Raw genomic sequence first — 16588 nt, forward strand, 5'->3', positions numbered from 1 at the left:
CAGCGAGGCAACCACCAGCGGTCGCCTCGATGGGGAGAGAGACAGCGTCGGCAATAGCGGGGTAAGCGGCGGGAGTCGGTGTCGATCTGCATCTTGCGTTCGTTTTGCGGTCGTTGCCTTGTCGGAAAGCCGGCACGTCTTCGCGACGCAGCGCCGAACCTCGCACGCTCAGGGTCTACTCGTGGCGCCTGCGCCAAGCCGGCTCAGAACATGCCCAGTTCCAGGCGCGCCTCTTCACTCATCATCTCACGGCTCCACGGGGGATCGAAAACGATTTCCACGTGCACCTTGGAGAACTGCGGCGCCCCCAGGATCTTGCGCCGTGCATCCTCGGCGATCACGTCGCCCATGCCGCAGCCCGGGGCGGTCAGCGTCATGCGAATGGTCACCATGCGTTCGCCGCTGAGCAGGCGCTCGATACGGCAGCCGTAGACCAGCCCCAGCTCGACGATATTGACCGGAATCTCGGGATCGAAGCAGGTGCGCAACTGCTCCCACACGAAGGCCTCCATCTCCTCCTCGGAGGCCGCCGGGTCGAGCGTCGGCCGCGGTGTCGGCGTCAGCCCCAGGGCGTCGAGATCCTGGCCCTCGATCAGGTAGAGCCGCCCCTCGTAGGAGACGCTCACCGAACTCCCCTTGGCCTGCATCACCGCCACCACGCTGTCCTCGGGCAGCGTGATGGTCTTGCCGAAGGGAATCGATATGACCTCGACGTCCCGCTGCAGGGGCATCTCCTGCCCCCTGTAGAGTCCGTGCTTCGCGTCCATCGTCATCAGCGCAGCATCCCCAGCACCCGTTGCAACGCCTCGACGAAGGCGTCGACCTCCTCCGGCGTGTTGTAGACCGCCAGCGAGGCGCGGCAGGTCGCCTCGACCCCGAAGTGCTGAAGCAGCGGCTGCGCGCAGTGGTGACCGGTACGGATCGCCACCCCCAGCTGATCGATCAGCAGCCCGATGTCCTGCGCATGCGCACCGTCGACCACGAACGAGATCACGCTCGCCTTGTCCGGCGCGGTGCCGATGATCCGCAGTCCATCGATGCCCTCGAGCTTCTGGGTGGCGTGTGCCAGCAGCCATTGTTCCCACGCCGCCAGACGCTCGATACCGACGCCGTCGATCCAGTCGAGCGCCGCGCCCAGAGCGATCGCCTCGGGTACCGCTGGCGTACCCGCCTCGAAACGATGGGGGATGGCAGCGAACTCGGTGCCACGGTCGAAGGAGACACGCGAGATCATCTCGCCGCCGCCCTGCCACGGCGGCATCGCCTCCAGCAGTGACGCCCGGGCGTAGAGCGCGCCGATGCCCATGGGGCCGTAGACCTTGTGCCCGGAGAAGGCATAGAAGTCGACATCCAGCGCCTGCACGTCGACCCGCTGGTGCGGCAGCGCCTGGGCGCCGTCGACCAGGATCAGGGCACCGTGGGCGTGGGCATCCCGCGCCATCTCGGCCACCGGGTTGACCGTGCCCAAGGCGTTGGAGACATGGTTGACGCAGACCAGCCGGGTGCGCTCGCCGAGCAGATCACGGTAGGCGGCGAGGTCGAGCACCCCGCGCTCGTCCACCGGAATCACCCGCACCACGATGCCCAACGCCTGTGCCAGCAGCTGCCACGGCACGATGTTGGAGTGGTGCTCCATCAGCGACACCAGCACCTCGTCACCCGGCTGGAGGTTGGCCCGCCCCCAGCTGTTGGCGACCAGATTGATCGCTTCGGTGGTACCGCGGGTGAACACGATCTCGCGCGGCTCGAAGGCATTGAGGTGGGTCTGGATCCGCGTCCGCGCGCCTTCGTAGGCAGCGGTGGCCTCATCGGCCAGGGTATGCAGGCCACGGTGGATGTTGGCGTTGTAGCGGCGATAGTAGTCGCTCAGGCTCTCGATCACCGCCGTGGGCGTCTGGCTGGTCGCCGCGTTATCGAGATAGATCAGCGGCTTGCCGTGCACTTCCCGCTCCAGGATCGGAAAGTCTCGGCGCACCGCGGCCAGGTCCAGGGTCAAATCGGTGATCGCGGTCATCAAGCCTCCTGTACCGCCTCGGCGGTCTCGACCAGATCGGCCAGATTGAAGCGTTCCGGCAGGCGCCCCGCCACCGCGCGCTCGACGCGCTCGGCGATCTCGTTCAGCTTGACCTGCTCCATCACCTCGCCGGCGAAGGCCAGCGTCAGCAGACCACGCGCCATCGCCACGTCGATGCCGCGGGTACGCAGCGCATACACCGCTTCCTCGTCGAGCTGACCGGTGGTCGCACCGTGGGAGCACTTGACGTCGTCGGCGTAGATCACCAGCTCCGGCTTGGTATCGATCTCGGCACGATCCGACAGCAGCAGGTTGGCGTTGTTCTGGTACGCCTCGATCTGCTGGGCGTCCTTCTTGACGTAGACCTTGCCGTTGAACACGCCGTGGGAGCGATCGTCGAGGATGCCCTTGTAGCTCTCGTTGGAGAAGGTCCGCGGCGCGTTGTGGTTGACCAGAGTATGGTTGTCGACGTGCTGGCGCCCCTGCAGGAAGAACAGCCCGTAGTAGGCCGCCTCGGCACCCTCGGCGTTGAGATCGGTGACCAGATCGGTACGCACCAGGCTACCGCCCAGATTGAGGTTGAACGAGTTGAAGCGGCTGTCGCGGCTCTGATCGACATGGATGCTGGCCACGTGCAGGTCGCCGAGCGCGGCCTCCTGCAGCTTGTAGTGGTTGACGATGGCACCACGCTCGAGCAGCGCCTCGGTCACCACGTTGGTGAAGTTGGCCGCCCCGGATTCACCGGCATAGTGCTCGATCACCGTCGCCTCGCTGCGCGCGCCGGCCTCGATCAGCACCCGCGGATGACTCATCACCGCTTGCTCGTTGGCGCGCGAGATCAGCACCACATAGATTGGCTTGTCGACCACCGTACCCGGCGCCAGGCGCACCACCGCACCTTCATCGGCAAAGGCGGTATTGAGCGCCGTGAAGGCGGAGAAGTCGACGCCGGCCAGGCGTCCCAGGCTGCCACCCACCTGCTCGTGGTTGGCCTCCAGCGCCTGCGACAGCGGCGTCACGCTGACGCCGGCGGGCAGCGCGTCGAGCGACGACAGCTCGGCGTTGAAGCGGCCGTCGACCAGCACCAGGCGGTGGGCGTCGAGTTCGAGGGCGCAGGCGGCCAGTCGCTCGGCCAAGAACTCGGCGTCCGCGGCCAAGGCGAAGTCACCCTCGGCGATGGCGCGTACGTCGGTATACTTCCACGCCTCGTCGCGCCGAGTCGGGAAACCGACCGCCGCGAAGCGCGCCGCGCCGGCCTGGCGCCGTGCCGCCACCCAGCTCGGATCGTTCTCGCGACGCGCGTTCAGACGCTCGAGAAAGCGTTCCGGTGCACTCATGCGACGGACTCCTCCAGTACCCAGTCGTAACCGCGCGCTTCGAGTTCGAGCGCCAGGCTCTTGTCACCGCTCTTGACGATACGGCCGTCGACCAGCACGTGAACCCGATCCGGCTCGATATGGTTGAGCAGACGCTGGTAGTGGGTCACCAGCAGGATCGCGCGATCGGCGCTGCGCAGCGAGTTGACGCCGTTGGCGACCACCTTCATGGCGTCGATGTCGAGACCCGAGTCGATCTCGTCGAGCATCGCCAGCTTGGGCTGCAGCACCAGCATCTGCAGGATCTCGTTGCGCTTCTTCTCACCGCCGGAGAAGCCTTCGTTGACCGCGCGCTGCAGAAAGCTGGGGTCCATCTGCATCTCGGCGCTCTTCTCGCGCACCAGCTTCATGAACTCCGGCGCCGGGATCTCACCCTCGCCACGCGCTTCACGCGCGGCGTTGAGCGCGGCCTTGAGCAGATAGATGTTCTTCACCCCGGGAATCTCGATCGGGTACTGGAAGCCCAGCAGCAGGCCGGCACGGGCGCGCTCCTCGATCTCCATCTCGAGCACGTCCTGGCCTTCGAACAGGATGCTGCCCTGGGTGACTTCGTAGCCATCCTTGCCGGCGATGACCGCGGACAGGGTGGACTTGCCGGCGCCGTTGGGGCCCATGATGGCGTGAACTTCGCCGGGCTGTACCGTCAGGTCGAGACCCTTGAGGATGGCCTTGCCTTCGACCGTGACGTGAAGATCCTTGACTTCGAGCATGAAAAAACCCTTGAAACGATGAGCGCCGCCGCGCGGCCGCTCGATGATGACGATAAACGGCTCGGATGATGCGGTCTCAGCCGACCGACCCCTCGAGGGTCACGTTGAGCAGTGCCTCGGCCTCGACGGCGAACTCCATCGGCAGCTCCTGGAAGACGTCCTTGCAGAAGCCGTTGACGATCATGCTGACGGCATCCTCTTCGTCGATCCCGCGGGCACGACAGTAGAACAGCTGATCGTCGGCGATCTTGGAGGTGGTCGCCTCGTGCTCGACGGTGGCGCTGGAGTTGCCGATCTCCTGATACGGGAAGGTGTGCGCACCACACTGGTCACCGATCAGCAGCGAGTCGCACTGGGTATAGTTGCGCGCCCCCTTGGCCCGCGGGCCGATCTTGACCAGACCGCGGTAGGCCTGATCGCTGCGCCCGGCGGCGATGCCCTTGGCCACGATGGTCGAGCGCGTGCCCTCGCCGATATGGATCATCTTGGTGCCGGTATCGGCCTGCTGGCGGCCGTTGGTCACCGCCACCGAGTAGAACTCGCCGATGCTCTCCTTGCCGCGCAGCATGCACGAGGGGTACTTCCAGGTGATCGCCGAACCGGTCTCGACCTGGGTCCAACTGATGCGCGAGCGGTCGCCGCGGCAGTCACCGCGCTTGGTGACGAAGTTGTAGATACCGCCCTTGCCGTCTTCATCACCGGGGTACCAGTTCTGCACCGTGGAGTACTTGATGTAGGCCTCTTCCAGCGCCACCAGCTCGACCACCGCCGCGTGCAGCTGGTTCTCGTCGCGCTGAGGCGCGGTGCAGCCCTCGAGATAGGAGACCTGAGCCTTGTTGTCACACACGATCAGGGTGCGCTCGAACTGCCCGGTATTGGCGGCGTTGATGCGGAAGTAAGTGGAGAGCTCCATCGGACAGGTCACGCCCTCGGGGACGTAGACGAAGGAGCCATCGGTGAACACCGCCGAGTTGAGCGCGGCGAAGTAGTTGTCGCTACGTGGCACCACGGTCCCCAGGTACTGGCGCACCAGCTCGGGGTATTCGCGGATCGCTTCCGAGATCGAACAGAAGATCACGCCCGCCTCAGCCAGCTTCTCCTTGAAGGTGGTGGTCACCGACACCGAGTCGAACACCGCATCCACCGCGACGCCGGCCAGGGCGGCCCGCTCGTGCAGCGGAATGCCCAGCTTTTCGTAGGTCTCGAGCAGCTTGGGATCGACCTCGTCCAGGCTCTGCGGCCGATCCTCGGGCTTCTTCGGCGCACTGAAGTAGGAGATCGCCTGGTAGTCGATCGGCGGATACTCCAGATGTGCCCACGACGGTGGTGTCATCTTCAGCCACTGACGGTAGGCCTCCAGGCGCCACTCGAGCATCCACTCGGGCTCGCCCTTCTTCTGGGAAATGAACGCGATCACGCTCTCGTCCAGGCCGGGCGGCACGGTCTCGCTCTCGATGTCGGTCACGAATCCCTGCTTGTATTCGCGACGGACCAACTGCTCCATCTCTTCGCTAGCCATGGTCTCCTCTCCTCTCTTCTCGAGAGTCTTGTCGCGCCAGCCTCTTCTCCGCGATGCGCCCCTTCCGGTCGCGACCACGGGACCCCGGGAGTCGTGCTGACTGTTCTAGCGCCGGCCCTCGGCCACGCTGGGCAGCGTGACACTCTGGATCGGCATCAGTACGGGTAACTTGATCGGTGCTTCTTGGGCCAGATGGGCCAGGGTGACGCCGTCGAGCAGCGTGCGGATCGCCTGCGACACCCGCTGCCAGTTGTCGGCGACACCGCAGGTACCGATCAGCTCGCACTCACCGTCGACGTGACTGCACTCGGTCATGCCGATCGGCCCTTCGATTGCCGCGATGATATCGCTGGCGGCGATCTCGACGGCCGGCCGCGCCAGCACATAGCCACCGTGGGAGCCGCGCCGCGATATCAACAGCCCCTCTTTCGCCAGCATCTTGAGCGTCTTGCCCACGGTCGGGTGCGGCAGATGCAGACGCTGGGCCAGCTCGGAAGCCGTATGGGCCTCCTCGGGCGCCCGCGCGATCTGCGCCATCATCATCGCGGCGTAGTCCGTCAGCTTGGAAAGTTTCAGCATGCACCGGGCCTACACTCGACGGCGCCTCGGGAGCGCGCCGCCTTGGGTGAAACGGGCTGATCCGCGACCCGCATGCCAGCTCGGTAAAGGCATCCAAGCCCGCGGAATCATATAGGACCATTTTAGTCCCCTTTGGAGAGAGTGTGAACCCTCGCCATGGGGCAAACGCCTGCGCTGCCGGGCCCGCCAGCACAGATCGATAGCACTGCCGGCGATCGTCTACGCCACCTGTTTCGTTACGGCGCCAACCCGCACCGCATGCGGCTTCACGCCGGGCCGCGACAAGATAGCGGCAGGCCCTGGAGGCTCGGCAGCGGCACGATGCCGGGGCGCCGCCCGCGGGCAACAGCCTTTGCCTATCACCCGGATTGAAAGAATTGCCGCCGGGATCGCAACCTGAGTGCCGCGGCCACGGGCAATAACACAGGCAATAAAAAGCCCGCTGCCGAAGGCAGCGGGCCGAAAGGACGGGCCGCGTCGCGACTCAGTCGAAAGGATTGCGCAGCACGATCGTCTCGTTACGGTCCGGACCGGTGGAGATGATATCGATCGGTGTCCCCACCTCCTGTTCCAGGAAGGCGATATAGGCGCGCGCATTGGCCGGCAGTTCGTCGACACGCTTGATGCCCAGGGTCGATTCGTTCCAGCCCGGCAGATCGTGATAGAGCGGCTCGATCACCTCGTAGCCCTCGGAGTCCACCGGATTGTCGATGGTCTCGCCATCCTTGCTGCGGTAGCCGACACAGACGCGAATGTTCTCGAGCCCGTCGAGCACGTCGAGCTTGGTCAGGCAGATACCCGAGACCGAGTTGATCTGCACCGCGTGACGCAGCGCCACCGCATCGAACCAGCCGCAACGGCGGGCACGGCCGGTGGTGGCACCGAACTCGTGGCCCTTCTCGGCCAGGTGACGGCCGAACTCGTCGAACAGCTCGGTCGGGAACGGACCGGAGCCGACACGGGTGGTGTAGGCCTTGGTGATCCCCAGCACGTAGTCGAGATAGAGCGGACCCACGCCGGAGCCGGTGGCGGTCCCGCCGGCGGTGGTATTGGAGCTGGTCACGAACGGATAGGTACCGTGGTCGATATCCAGCAGCGAGCCCTGGGCGCCTTCGAACAGGATGTTCTCGCCCGACTTGCGGATGTCATGCACCAGGGTCACCGCATCGCACACCATCGGCCGCAGCTCCTCGGCGAACGCCATGGCCTGATCCAGCACCTCCTGGAAGTCCACCGCCGGCTCGCCGTGGTAACGGGTCAGCACGAAGTTGTGGTAATCGAGCACCTCACCCAGCTTGGAGGCGAAGCGCTCGCGATGCAGCATGTCGCCCAGGCGCAGGCCGCGGCGCGCCACCTTGTCCTCGTAGGCCGGGCCGATGCCGCGACCGGTGGTGCCGATCTTGGCCACGCCGCGGGCCTTCTCGCGGGCCTGATCGAGACGCACATGATAAGGCAGGATCAGCGGACACGCCGGTGACAGGCGCAGGCGTTCGCGCACCGGTACACCCTTGGCTTCGAGCTCCTTGATCTCGTCGATCAGCGCCTCCGGCGACAGCACCACGCCGTTACCGATCACACAGATCTTGTCATCGCGCAAGACCCCGGAAGGGATCAGGTGAAGCACGGTCTTCTGCCCGTCGATCACCAGCGTGTGACCGGCATTGTGCCCGCCCTGGAAGCGCACCACCGCCGAGGCGGACTCGGTCAGCAGGTCGACGACCTTGCCCTTGCCTTCGTCACCCCACTGCGTACCCAATACGACTACGTTCTTGCCCATTGCTCTCGTCTCTCGCTCGACTCGTTGCGACGCGTGCGTCGGAATCCCGTTCGTCTCAGCGCAGCGGCGCGATGCGCCACTCGCCCGCCTCGAACGCCAGTTGGCGGTCGCAGCGGTGAGCGCCCGGACCGGTGTGCTGCCCGGGCAGTGCCTGAATCACGCGCTCTCCCTGAGCGCGCAGGTGGTTGATGGTCTCGGTGAGCGCAGCGCTGTCATCGTCGGGCGCCCAGATGCCATTGACTGGCGGTTCGCGCTCGGCCAGCGTCGCCAGCTGCTTGAGATCCATGGAGAACCCGGTCGCCGGCCGGGCCCGGCCGAAGGCGCGACCGGTGTCATCGTAGCGCCCGCCCTTGGCCAGGGCCTGGCCGTAGCCAGGCACGTAGGCCGCGAAGACCATGCCGGTGTGATACTGATAGCCACGCAGCTCGGCCAGGTCGAAATAGATCGACACCTCGGGATGCTCGGCGGCCACACCACGATGCAGTCGTACCAGCTGCGCCAGCGCCTCGCCCACCGCTGCCGGCGCCTCGGCGAGCGCGTCGCGCGCCGCTTCCAACACCTCGGCGCCACCATGCAGCCGCGGCAGTTCGCCGAGCATGCGCGCCAGGGCCGGATCGTTGACGTGCGCCGCCACCAGCGCATCGACCCGATTGAACGCCTTGCGCTCGATGGCGTCGAACAGCGCCCGCTCCACCTCGTCGTCACATGCCGCCGCCTGGGTCAGCGCGCGATAGATGGCGATATGGCTGAGCGCCAGGTGGACCTCGCCGGCGCCCGCCGCCTCGAGGCTGGAGAGCGCCAGGCGCAGCACCTCGATGTCCGCCTCGAGGCCGGCGTGGCCGAACAGTTCGACCCCCACCTGCATCGGGCTGCGTCCACCCTGGTGCTTGTCCGCCTGGGCGCGCAGCACGGTGGTGCAGTAGCACAGCCGCACCGGGCCCTGGCGCTTGAGCGAGTGAGCGTCCATCCGTGCCACCTGCGGGGTGACATCGGCGCTCGCCCCCATCATGCGTCCGGTGAGCTGGTCGGTGAGTTTGAACGTCTGCAGATCGAGATCGGTGCCGGTGCCGGTCAGCAGCGAATCGAGGAACTCGACCGGCGGCGGCATGACCAGGTCATAGCCCCAGCGGTCGTACAGGTCGAGCAGCGTCCGACGCAGCTCCTCCATACGGGTTGCCTGCGGCGGCAGAATCTCGTCCATGCCGTCTGGAAGCAGCCAGCGGTCAGCGATCGTCATGAGCCTGTCCTGCCAAGCGGTAAGTCGTGAGGATCGGGGGCGCCGGCACGCGGCGCCGCCCGACAACGTCATCTGGATGCGGCCGTGTCCATACCCCGCACGCTCCTTTCAACCTGCGGTGGCATGAACCTCTCGCACAAAAAAGCCGGGCAAGACCCGGCGTCGAAAATGGTACCACGAAACGCCCGCGGGGAAATCCCGCGGGCGTGGGTTTCTCATGCGCTCACTGCGCGGCCCCCGGGTGCGGGTTCTTCAGGTAACGGAAGAACTGGCTGTTTTCGGGGCTGAGCACCAGCAGATCCTTGCCCTTGCCGTCGAAACTGTCGCGGTAGGCCTGCATCGAGCGATAGAAGGCGTAGAAGTCCGGATCCTTCTGGTAGGCGCTGGCGTAGATCTTGGCCGCCTGGGCATCACCCTCACCGCGGGTGGTCTCGGACTCCTGGCGCCCGTTGGCGAGGATCTCCTGACGTTGGCGGTCGGCATCGGCACGTATCGCCTCGGCCTGCTGCGAGCCCTCGGCGCGGTAAGTGCGCGCGGCCTGTTCACGCTCGGAGTTCATGCGCTCGTAGACCGCCTGGGTCACTTCGGTGGGTAGCTCGATGCGCTTCACCCGGATATCCAGGATGTGCACGCCGAGCTCCTTTCGCATGGCCGCATCGAGCTGCTGCACCGGTTCGACCATCAGCTCTTCACGCGCACCCTCGACCGTATCCGGACCCTTGCTCTTGCCGGCCAGATCCTCCTTCTTGCTCTCGGCGGCGATGCGCTCCTGGATGATGTCGGACATCTGGGTCTGACCGAACTTGTTGCGCAGCGCCTCGTCGGTCCGCGGCGCGATCAGGTTCTCGGCGACCTGGATGTTGCCGCGGGTGGCTTCGTAGAACTGCTTCGGATCGGCGATCTTCCACTTGACGAAGGAGTCGACGATCACCGCCTTGGAGTCGGCGGTCAGGTAGCGCGTGGCGCCGGAGTCGACCGTCTGTACGCGCACGTCGAAGATGCGCACGGTATTGAACACCGGTAGCTTGAAGTGCAGCCCGGGACCGATATTGTTCTCGATCACCTCGCCGAAGCGCAGCTTGATGGCGCGCTGGGTCTCGTTGACGACATAGAAACTCGCGCTGGCGAACCACGCCAGCAGCGCCAGGATGATGACGCCGATCAGGGCACGATTGTTAAACATTAACGGCCCTCCCGCAGGCTGGAACTACGCGTGTGCTGCTGCGAGTTGCTGCTGCTGTTCATGTGATCGACCACCTCACGCGAAATCTGTTCGAGTTGCTGCATGCTCATCTTGGTCGCGTCGCTACTACCGTTGCCGCCGGCCTGCATCTGGTTGAGGGGCAGCACGGTGACCGCACTGCTGTCACCGAGATCGACCAACGCCTTGGGCGTCTGGCTCAGCACCTGGCTGATCGTCTCCAGGTAGAGACGCTCCCGGGTGACCTTCGGCGCCTGCTGATACTCGCCCAGCAGCGAATTGAAGCGGTTGGCCTGACCGGTGGCATCGGCCACGGCGGCCGCTTTGTAACCCTGGGCCTCTGCGACCAGACGCTGTTTCTGCCCCTTGGCCTCGAGCACCACCGCTTGACTGTAGGCGTTGGCCCGGTTGATCGAGCGCTGGCGCTCTTCCCGCGCGCGGATGACGTCATCGAAGGCGTTCTGGACCTTATCCGGCGGTGCCGTCGACTCGACGTTGACGGTCTGCAGACGCAGGCCGGTGCCGTAGGCTTCCATGTAGGCGCTGAGACGATCGAAGACGCGCTGCCCCAGGCGATCACGCCCGGTGGTCAGGATCTGCTGCAGCTTCATGTTGCCGACTTCCTGGCGCAGAGCCGAGTCCATCGCGTTCTGCAGCGTCATCTCCGGCTCTTTGACGTTGACCAGGAAGGCATGGGCATCACTGACCACGTACTGAGTGGAGACGCTGACGCGGACGATGTTCTCGTCGCTGGTGAGCATCGAGTCGGTCTGGTTGGCCGAGCGGATGCTGGTCACGTTGACGTTCTCGACCTGATCCATGATCGGCGGGTTCCAGTGAAGCCCGGGATTGAGGGTGGTGGTGTACTTGCCGAAGCGGAACACCACGCCACGCTCGGACTGGTCGATCAGGTGGAAGCCGGAACCGGCCCACACCACCGCCGCGACGATCACCACCAGCAGCGGCAGCACGAACGGATTGCGCTTGCCGCCACCGCTGTTGTCGCCACCACCGGCGCCGCCGCGCTTGCCGCGGCCGCCGAACAGACGGTTGATCTTGTCCTGAAACTTCTTCAGCGCCTCATCGAGATCCGGCGGCCCCTGATTGTTGCCGCCCCCTCGATTGTTGCCATCGCCATTGTCGCCACCATTCCCGCTCGGGCGGCGGCCCCCCCCGCCGCTCCAAGGGTCCTGCTGGTTGTTGCCACCACCTGGCTCGTTCCAAGCCATACCTAAGTCTCCACTCGATGCGATCAAAGCGTTGCGTCAGGCGTGGGGAGTACGAGCCGCCGAAGCAGTTGGCGTCGGCGCGCTGGGCATGTTCGGCCTGATGTCGAATCGTTGTCGCCCTGTGCAAATCGGGCCCGCGGGCCACGAAGCTCCCCTGCGTAATCGGTTCCCGCGTCAGACCCGTTCCCAGTCGTCGATCGGGGTCTGCTCGCGTACGGGCAAGTAGTTATCGGCGCTTTCGCCCAAGCGGGCCATCATCTGCATAAACTCCCGTCGGGGCAAGCGAATCTCGAGAATCGTCAGACCACCCTCGTCGAACGACTCCTCGCGTACCGCTTGCAGTTCATGCAGTGCTGCCCGTAGTCGACCTTGCTCCGGCGTCAGCGTCAAGCGGATGTCGAGAATGTCCTCCGCCAGCCACTCGCCGATCGCATCGCGCAGCAGCTCGAGCCCCTGGCCGTCACGTGCCGAGAGCCACACCACCTGCGGACGCCCCTGGCCGTCGCGCTCGATGCGCGGCGCGGTGTCCATCAGATCGATCTTGTTCATCACCAGCAGGCGCGGCACCGCTTCGGCATCGATCTCGGCCAGCACGCTGTCGACCTGGGCCACGTTGAGCTCGCGGTCGGGGTCGGCGGCATCAATCACATGCACCAGCAGGCTCGCCTCGGTGGCCTCCTGCAGGGTGGCCTGGAACGCCTCGACCAGCTTGTGCGGCAGGTGACGGATGAAGCCCACGGTATCGGCCAGCACCACCTCGCCCACATCGGGCACGTCGAGACGCCGCAGGGTCGGATCGAGGGTGGCGAAGAGCTGATCGGCAGCGTAGACCTCGGCCGCGGTGATGGCATTGAACAGCGTCGACTTGCCGGCGTTGGTGTAGCCCACCAGAGAGACGCTGGGCACCTCGGCCCGGGCCCGCGCACGGCGGTTCTGATCGCGCTGCTTGCGCACTTTCTCGAGGCGCTTGTGAATCGACTTGATGCGCGCGCGCAGCAGCCGGCGGTCGGTCTCGAGCTGGGTCTCACCCGGACCGCGCAGACCGATACCGCCCTTCTGCCGCTCCAGGTGGGTCCAGCCGCGCACCAGCCGGGTCGACATGTACTCGAGCTGAGCCAGTTCGACCTGCAGTTTGCCTTCGTGGGTCCGCGCGCGCTGCGCGAAGATATCCAGGATCAGCCCCGTGCGATCGAGCACACGGCAGTTGAGGCTGCGCTCGAGGTTGCGCTCCTGGGAGGGAGACAGGGCGTGGTTGAAGATGACCAGTTCGGCGTGGTGGGCTGCGAGAGCATGCTTGACCTCGTCGAGCTTGCCACTGCCGATGAAGGAACGAGGGTCGGGACGACGCCGGCTGCCCTGAATCAGGGTTGCCGGCACCGCACCAGCGGATCGCACCAGTTCCAGGAGTTCACCCGGATCTTCGCGATCCTGCTCGTCCTGAAAGTCCACATGGACCAGAATCGCCGTTTCGCCGGCGTCGGGACGTTCGAAAAACAATCACTACCTCTCGATCAATTGTCGAGCCCGGGCGCTGCATTGGGGTCCTGCGGCGGCAACCGGACGTTACGGGAGGGCACGACCGTGGAGATGGCGTGCTTGTAGACCATCTGACTCACGGTGTTGCGCAGCAGGATGACGAACTGATCGAAGGACTCGATCTGACCCTGCAGCTTGATGCCGTTGACGAGGAAGATGGAAACCGGGATGCGCTCCTTGCGCAGGATGTTCAGGTACGGGTCCTGAAGGGACTGCCCTTTGGACATGTTGCTCTCCCATAATGTGAAAACTCATCGCTTGGCGAGATGAGCCATACTGTTTTTGACTTGCTTTTCTGTTGTCGGCGACGCTGCGCTCGGTTCCGGCATCGTGGCGCGGCAGCGACCGCTGCTCGCCATCGTCGTGACGAAGCCTGCTATTTTACGCTAACTCCCATGGGCACGCACGATTTTCACGACCTGCTCGAGGGCATCGGGCGCGCTGCTGTCGACCCACTCAAGCCCGGGCCAGCGCCGCAACCAGGTCAGCTGACGCTTGGCCAGCTGGCGGGTGGCGGCCACCCCACGGGCCCGCAGGCCGTCGCGATCGTAGACGCCGTCGATATGCTCCCACGCCTGGCGATAACCGACACTGCGCATGGCGGGCAGATCGAGGTGCAGGTCACCACGCTGTTTCAATGTAGCCACTTCCTCGATGAATCCGCCATCCAGCATCGCCTCGAATCGCGTCGCGATGCGCCGGTGAAGGTCGGCACGATCAGCGGGCGCGAGAGCAATGGACAACAGCCGCCACGGAAAGTTTGCGCGCTGCTGCCGACGCCAGTGCTCACTCAGCGCGATCCCGCTCACCCGCTGCACCTCCAGCGCCCGGATCAGGCGCTGGCGGTTGTGCGGGTGGATCGCCGCCGCGGCCTCGGGGTCGACCGCCGCCAGCTCGGCGTGCAGCGCCGCGTAGCCGTGCGACTCACCGCGCTGGCGCAGCGCCTCGCGCAGCTCAGGGTCCGCCCCTGGCATCTCGGCCACGCCCTCTATCAGACGCTTGGCGTACATCATGGTGCCGCCGACCAGCAGCGGCGTTTTGCCGCAGGCGGAGATCGACGCCATGGCGGCCAGGGCATCCTCACGAAAGTCCGCCGCCGAGTAGCGCTCGGCCGGATCGCGGATATCGATCAGCCGGTGCGGCGCGCGCGCCAGCTCCTCGACACTGGGCTTGGCGGTACCGATATCCATGCCGCGATAGATCATTGCCGAGTCGACGCTGATCAACTCGCAGCCGCAGCGCTCGTGGAGCGCGATCGCGGTATCGGTCTTGCCGGCGGCGGTGGGCCCCAGCAGCAGGATCGCCGTCGGGCGGTCATCTCGGGTCACGTGTGTTCTCTACAAGGGTGTCTCACTGGCCGCGCAAGAACAGCTTGTCCAACTGCGCCATCGACATCTCGGTCCAGGTCGGGCGTCCGTGGTTGCACTGGCCACTGCGCTCGGTGCGCTCCATGTCACGCAGCAGCGCATTCATCTCCGGCAGGGTCAGCGCGCGGTTGGCGCGCACGCTGCCGTGGCAGGCCATGGTACCGAGCAGCTGGTTGATGTGTGTCTCGAAGCGGTCGGAGCGCCCGTAGCGCTCGAGATCGCCGAGCATGTCGCGGATCAGCGGCTCGATATCGGCATCGGCGAGCAACGCCGGCACCTGACGCACCAGCAGCGTCTCCGGCCCGGCGGCATCGAGCTCGACACCGAGCCGCGAAAACGCCTCGCGCTCGCGCTCGGCGGTCTCCGCCTCGGCCGCGCCGACCGCGATCGAGACCGGTACCAGCAGCGGCTGGGCGTCCAGTGCGCCGGCATGAATCTGCTGTTTCATGCGCTCATAGACGATGCGCTCGTGGGCGGCGTGCATGTCGACGACCACCATGCCGCGCTCGCTCTGGGCCAGGATATAGACCCCGTGCAGCTGCGCCACCGCATAGCCCAGCGGTGGCGCCTGGGTATCGTCGGGGGCGCCCAGCGTGGTGACATCCGGCGCCGGACGCTCGCGACTGGCGACCGCGGCGGCGCTGCCACCGGGCCCCTCTGCGACCGGTGTTGTCTCTACCCCACTACCATCCGCCGCCTGGCGCGGTGTCAGCAGGGTCGACTCATGATCCGGGTGCAGGGCGTGGTAGCCGGCCATGAACTCGCGGATACGCTGGGCCGGCGGCCGCGGGGCGCCGTCCTGACGGGGGGCGTAACCGCCGCCCGCGCCGCCGCGCTCGTGCTGGCCGGAGAGTGGCATGCGCTGCTGCTGCCACGCCGACGCCGCGGTGTCATCGGCCACCGGGGCCACGCTTTCCGGACTCGGAGTCTGCACCTCCCGGTCGTCTGCACTGCCCGACGCTTGCGCGTCGCCATCGGCCGCGCCCTGATGATTGGGCCGTACCTCGGCCAACGCCCGGTGCAGACTCGAGAACAGAAAGTCGTGGACCAGACGCCCGTCGCGGAAGCGTACCTCGTGCTTGGTCGGGTGGACGTTGACGTCGACCACCCGGGGGTCGAGTTCGAGATAGAGCACGAATACCGGGTGGCGGCCATGGAACAGCACGTCGCGGTAGGCTTGGCGGATGGCGTGGGCGACCAGGCGGTCGCGCACCACGCGCCCATTGACGAAGAAGTACTGCTGATCGGCCTGGGCACGCGAGTGGGTGGGCAGCCCCACCCAGCCCCACAGGCGCAGGCCGGAGGCCTCGATATCGAGATGCAGCGACTCGTCGATGAAGCGCTTGCCCAGCAGCGCGGCGATACGTCGCTCGTGGCCACGCTGATCGTCCGCCGCCGCCGGCAGCTGGTGAACCACTTTCTGGTTGTGGCGCAGCAGCCAGGTGATATCGAAGCGCGACAGCGCCAGACGCCGGAAGGCCTCCTCGACATGTCCGAACTCGGTCTTCTCGGTGCGCAGGAACTTGCGCCGCGCCGGGGTATTGAAGAACAGATCGCGCACCAGCACCGAGGTACCCCGGGGATGCGGCGCCGGAGTCACCCTCGGCGCCATCTCGCGCCCCTCGGCGACCACGCGCCAGCCGCCACTGGGGTCATCGGCGGCGTTGGAGATCAGCTCCAGTCGCGACACCGCGCTGATCGAGGCCAGCGCCTCGCCGCGGAAGCCCAGGCTGGCGACATCCTCGAGGTCGTCGAGCGAGGCGATCTTGCTGGTGGCATGGCGCGACAGCGCCAGCGGCAGATCCGTCTCGCCGATGCCGCTGCCGTCGTCGCGCACCCGGATCAGCCGCGTGCCGCCGGACTCCAGCTCGATCTCGATGCGCCGCCCACCGGCATCGATGGCGTTCTCGACGATCTCCTTGACCACCGAGGCGGGGCGCTCGACCACCTCCCCCGCCGCGATCTGGTTGGCCAGGCGTGGGTCGAGCACACGGATACGTGACGCCTCGCTCATCTCTCTGCTCTCCTCGTCGGATATGGCCG

General features: G+C 66.1%; 14 protein-coding genes. All 14 read right to left on the reverse strand.

The annotated features are described in order from the left end of the window. Nucleotides 1-203: 203 nt before the first annotated feature. The 14 genes from sufT to mutL all read right to left on the reverse strand — a co-directional run bounded on the left by sufT (nt 204) and on the right by mutL (nt 16559). A complete protein-coding gene (gene sufT, locus DOM66_RS06375) occupies nt 204-767 on the reverse strand; it encodes a putative Fe-S cluster assembly protein SufT (protein ID WP_407071977.1) in 564 nt (187 codons plus the stop codon). Nucleotides 768-772: 5 nt separating this feature from the next. Next, the gene (locus DOM66_RS06380; protein WP_110674400.1) at nt 773-2014 is read right to left on the reverse strand and encodes a cysteine desulfurase; all 1242 of its coding nucleotides are present in this window, start codon (nt 2012-2014) and stop codon (nt 773-775) included. Further along, nucleotides 2014-3351 (reverse strand): Fe-S cluster assembly protein SufD, encoded by a 1338-nt coding sequence (gene sufD / locus DOM66_RS06385; protein WP_110689568.1) that lies wholly within the window; start codon nt 3349-3351, stop codon nt 2014-2016. The genes DOM66_RS06380 and sufD overlap by 1 nt, the downstream gene beginning before the upstream one ends. Further along, on the reverse strand, nt 3348-4100 hold the full coding sequence (gene sufC, locus DOM66_RS06390) for a Fe-S cluster assembly ATPase SufC (protein WP_110689569.1): 753 nt from the start codon (nt 4098-4100) through the stop codon (nt 3348-3350). Before sufC ends, sufD begins: the two co-directional genes overlap by 4 nt. Nucleotides 4101-4176: 76 nt before the next feature. Continuing rightward, a complete protein-coding gene (gene sufB / locus DOM66_RS06395) occupies nt 4177-5619 on the reverse strand; it encodes a Fe-S cluster assembly protein SufB (protein ID WP_110674397.1) in 1443 nt (480 codons plus the stop codon). 105 nt (nt 5620-5724) lie between these two features. Next, complete coding sequence (locus tag DOM66_RS06400; protein ID WP_035470671.1) at nt 5725-6198, reverse strand: SUF system Fe-S cluster assembly regulator; 474 nt, start codon at nt 6196-6198, stop codon at nt 5725-5727. 484 nt (nt 6199-6682) lie between these two features. Continuing rightward, entirely contained in the window at nt 6683-7975 is a 1293-nt protein-coding gene (locus DOM66_RS06405; RefSeq protein ID WP_110674396.1) for an adenylosuccinate synthase, read from the reverse strand. A 55-nt stretch (nt 7976-8030) separates the two neighbouring features. Next, complete coding sequence (locus DOM66_RS06410; protein WP_110689570.1) at nt 8031-9212, reverse strand: ATP phosphoribosyltransferase regulatory subunit; 1182 nt, start codon at nt 9210-9212, stop codon at nt 8031-8033. Nucleotides 9213-9435: 223 nt separating this feature from the next. Next, nucleotides 9436-10395 (reverse strand): protease modulator HflC, encoded by a 960-nt coding sequence (gene hflC / locus DOM66_RS06415; protein ID WP_110689571.1) that lies wholly within the window; start codon nt 10393-10395, stop codon nt 9436-9438. Beyond that, entirely contained in the window at nt 10395-11642 is a 1248-nt protein-coding gene (gene hflK / locus DOM66_RS06420) for an FtsH protease activity modulator HflK (RefSeq protein WP_110689572.1), read from the reverse strand. Before hflK ends, hflC begins: the two co-directional genes overlap by 1 nt. A gap of 174 nt (nt 11643-11816) precedes the next feature. Next, nucleotides 11817-13139 carry a ribosome rescue GTPase HflX gene (gene hflX / locus DOM66_RS06425; protein WP_110689573.1) on the reverse strand — a complete coding sequence of 441 codons (1323 nt, stop codon included), beginning with the start codon at nt 13137-13139 and terminating at the stop codon, nt 11817-11819. A 14-nt stretch (nt 13140-13153) separates the two neighbouring features. Then, the gene (hfq, locus tag DOM66_RS06430; RefSeq protein ID WP_035469968.1) at nt 13154-13405 is read right to left on the reverse strand and encodes an RNA chaperone Hfq; all 252 of its coding nucleotides are present in this window, start codon (nt 13403-13405) and stop codon (nt 13154-13156) included. Between the two features lie 159 nt (nt 13406-13564). Continuing rightward, the gene (gene miaA, locus DOM66_RS06435) at nt 13565-14506 is read right to left on the reverse strand and encodes a tRNA (adenosine(37)-N6)-dimethylallyltransferase MiaA (protein ID WP_110689574.1); all 942 of its coding nucleotides are present in this window, start codon (nt 14504-14506) and stop codon (nt 13565-13567) included. A 22-nt stretch (nt 14507-14528) separates the two neighbouring features. Then, complete coding sequence (gene mutL, locus DOM66_RS06440; RefSeq protein WP_110689575.1) at nt 14529-16559, reverse strand: DNA mismatch repair endonuclease MutL; 2031 nt, start codon at nt 16557-16559, stop codon at nt 14529-14531. Between the last annotated feature and the right edge of the window lie 29 nt (nt 16560-16588).

Origin of the sequence: Salinicola endophyticus (genome assembly GCF_003206575.1) — a bacterium.
Classification (GTDB): Bacteria; Pseudomonadota; Gammaproteobacteria; order Pseudomonadales; family Halomonadaceae; genus Salinicola; species Salinicola endophyticus.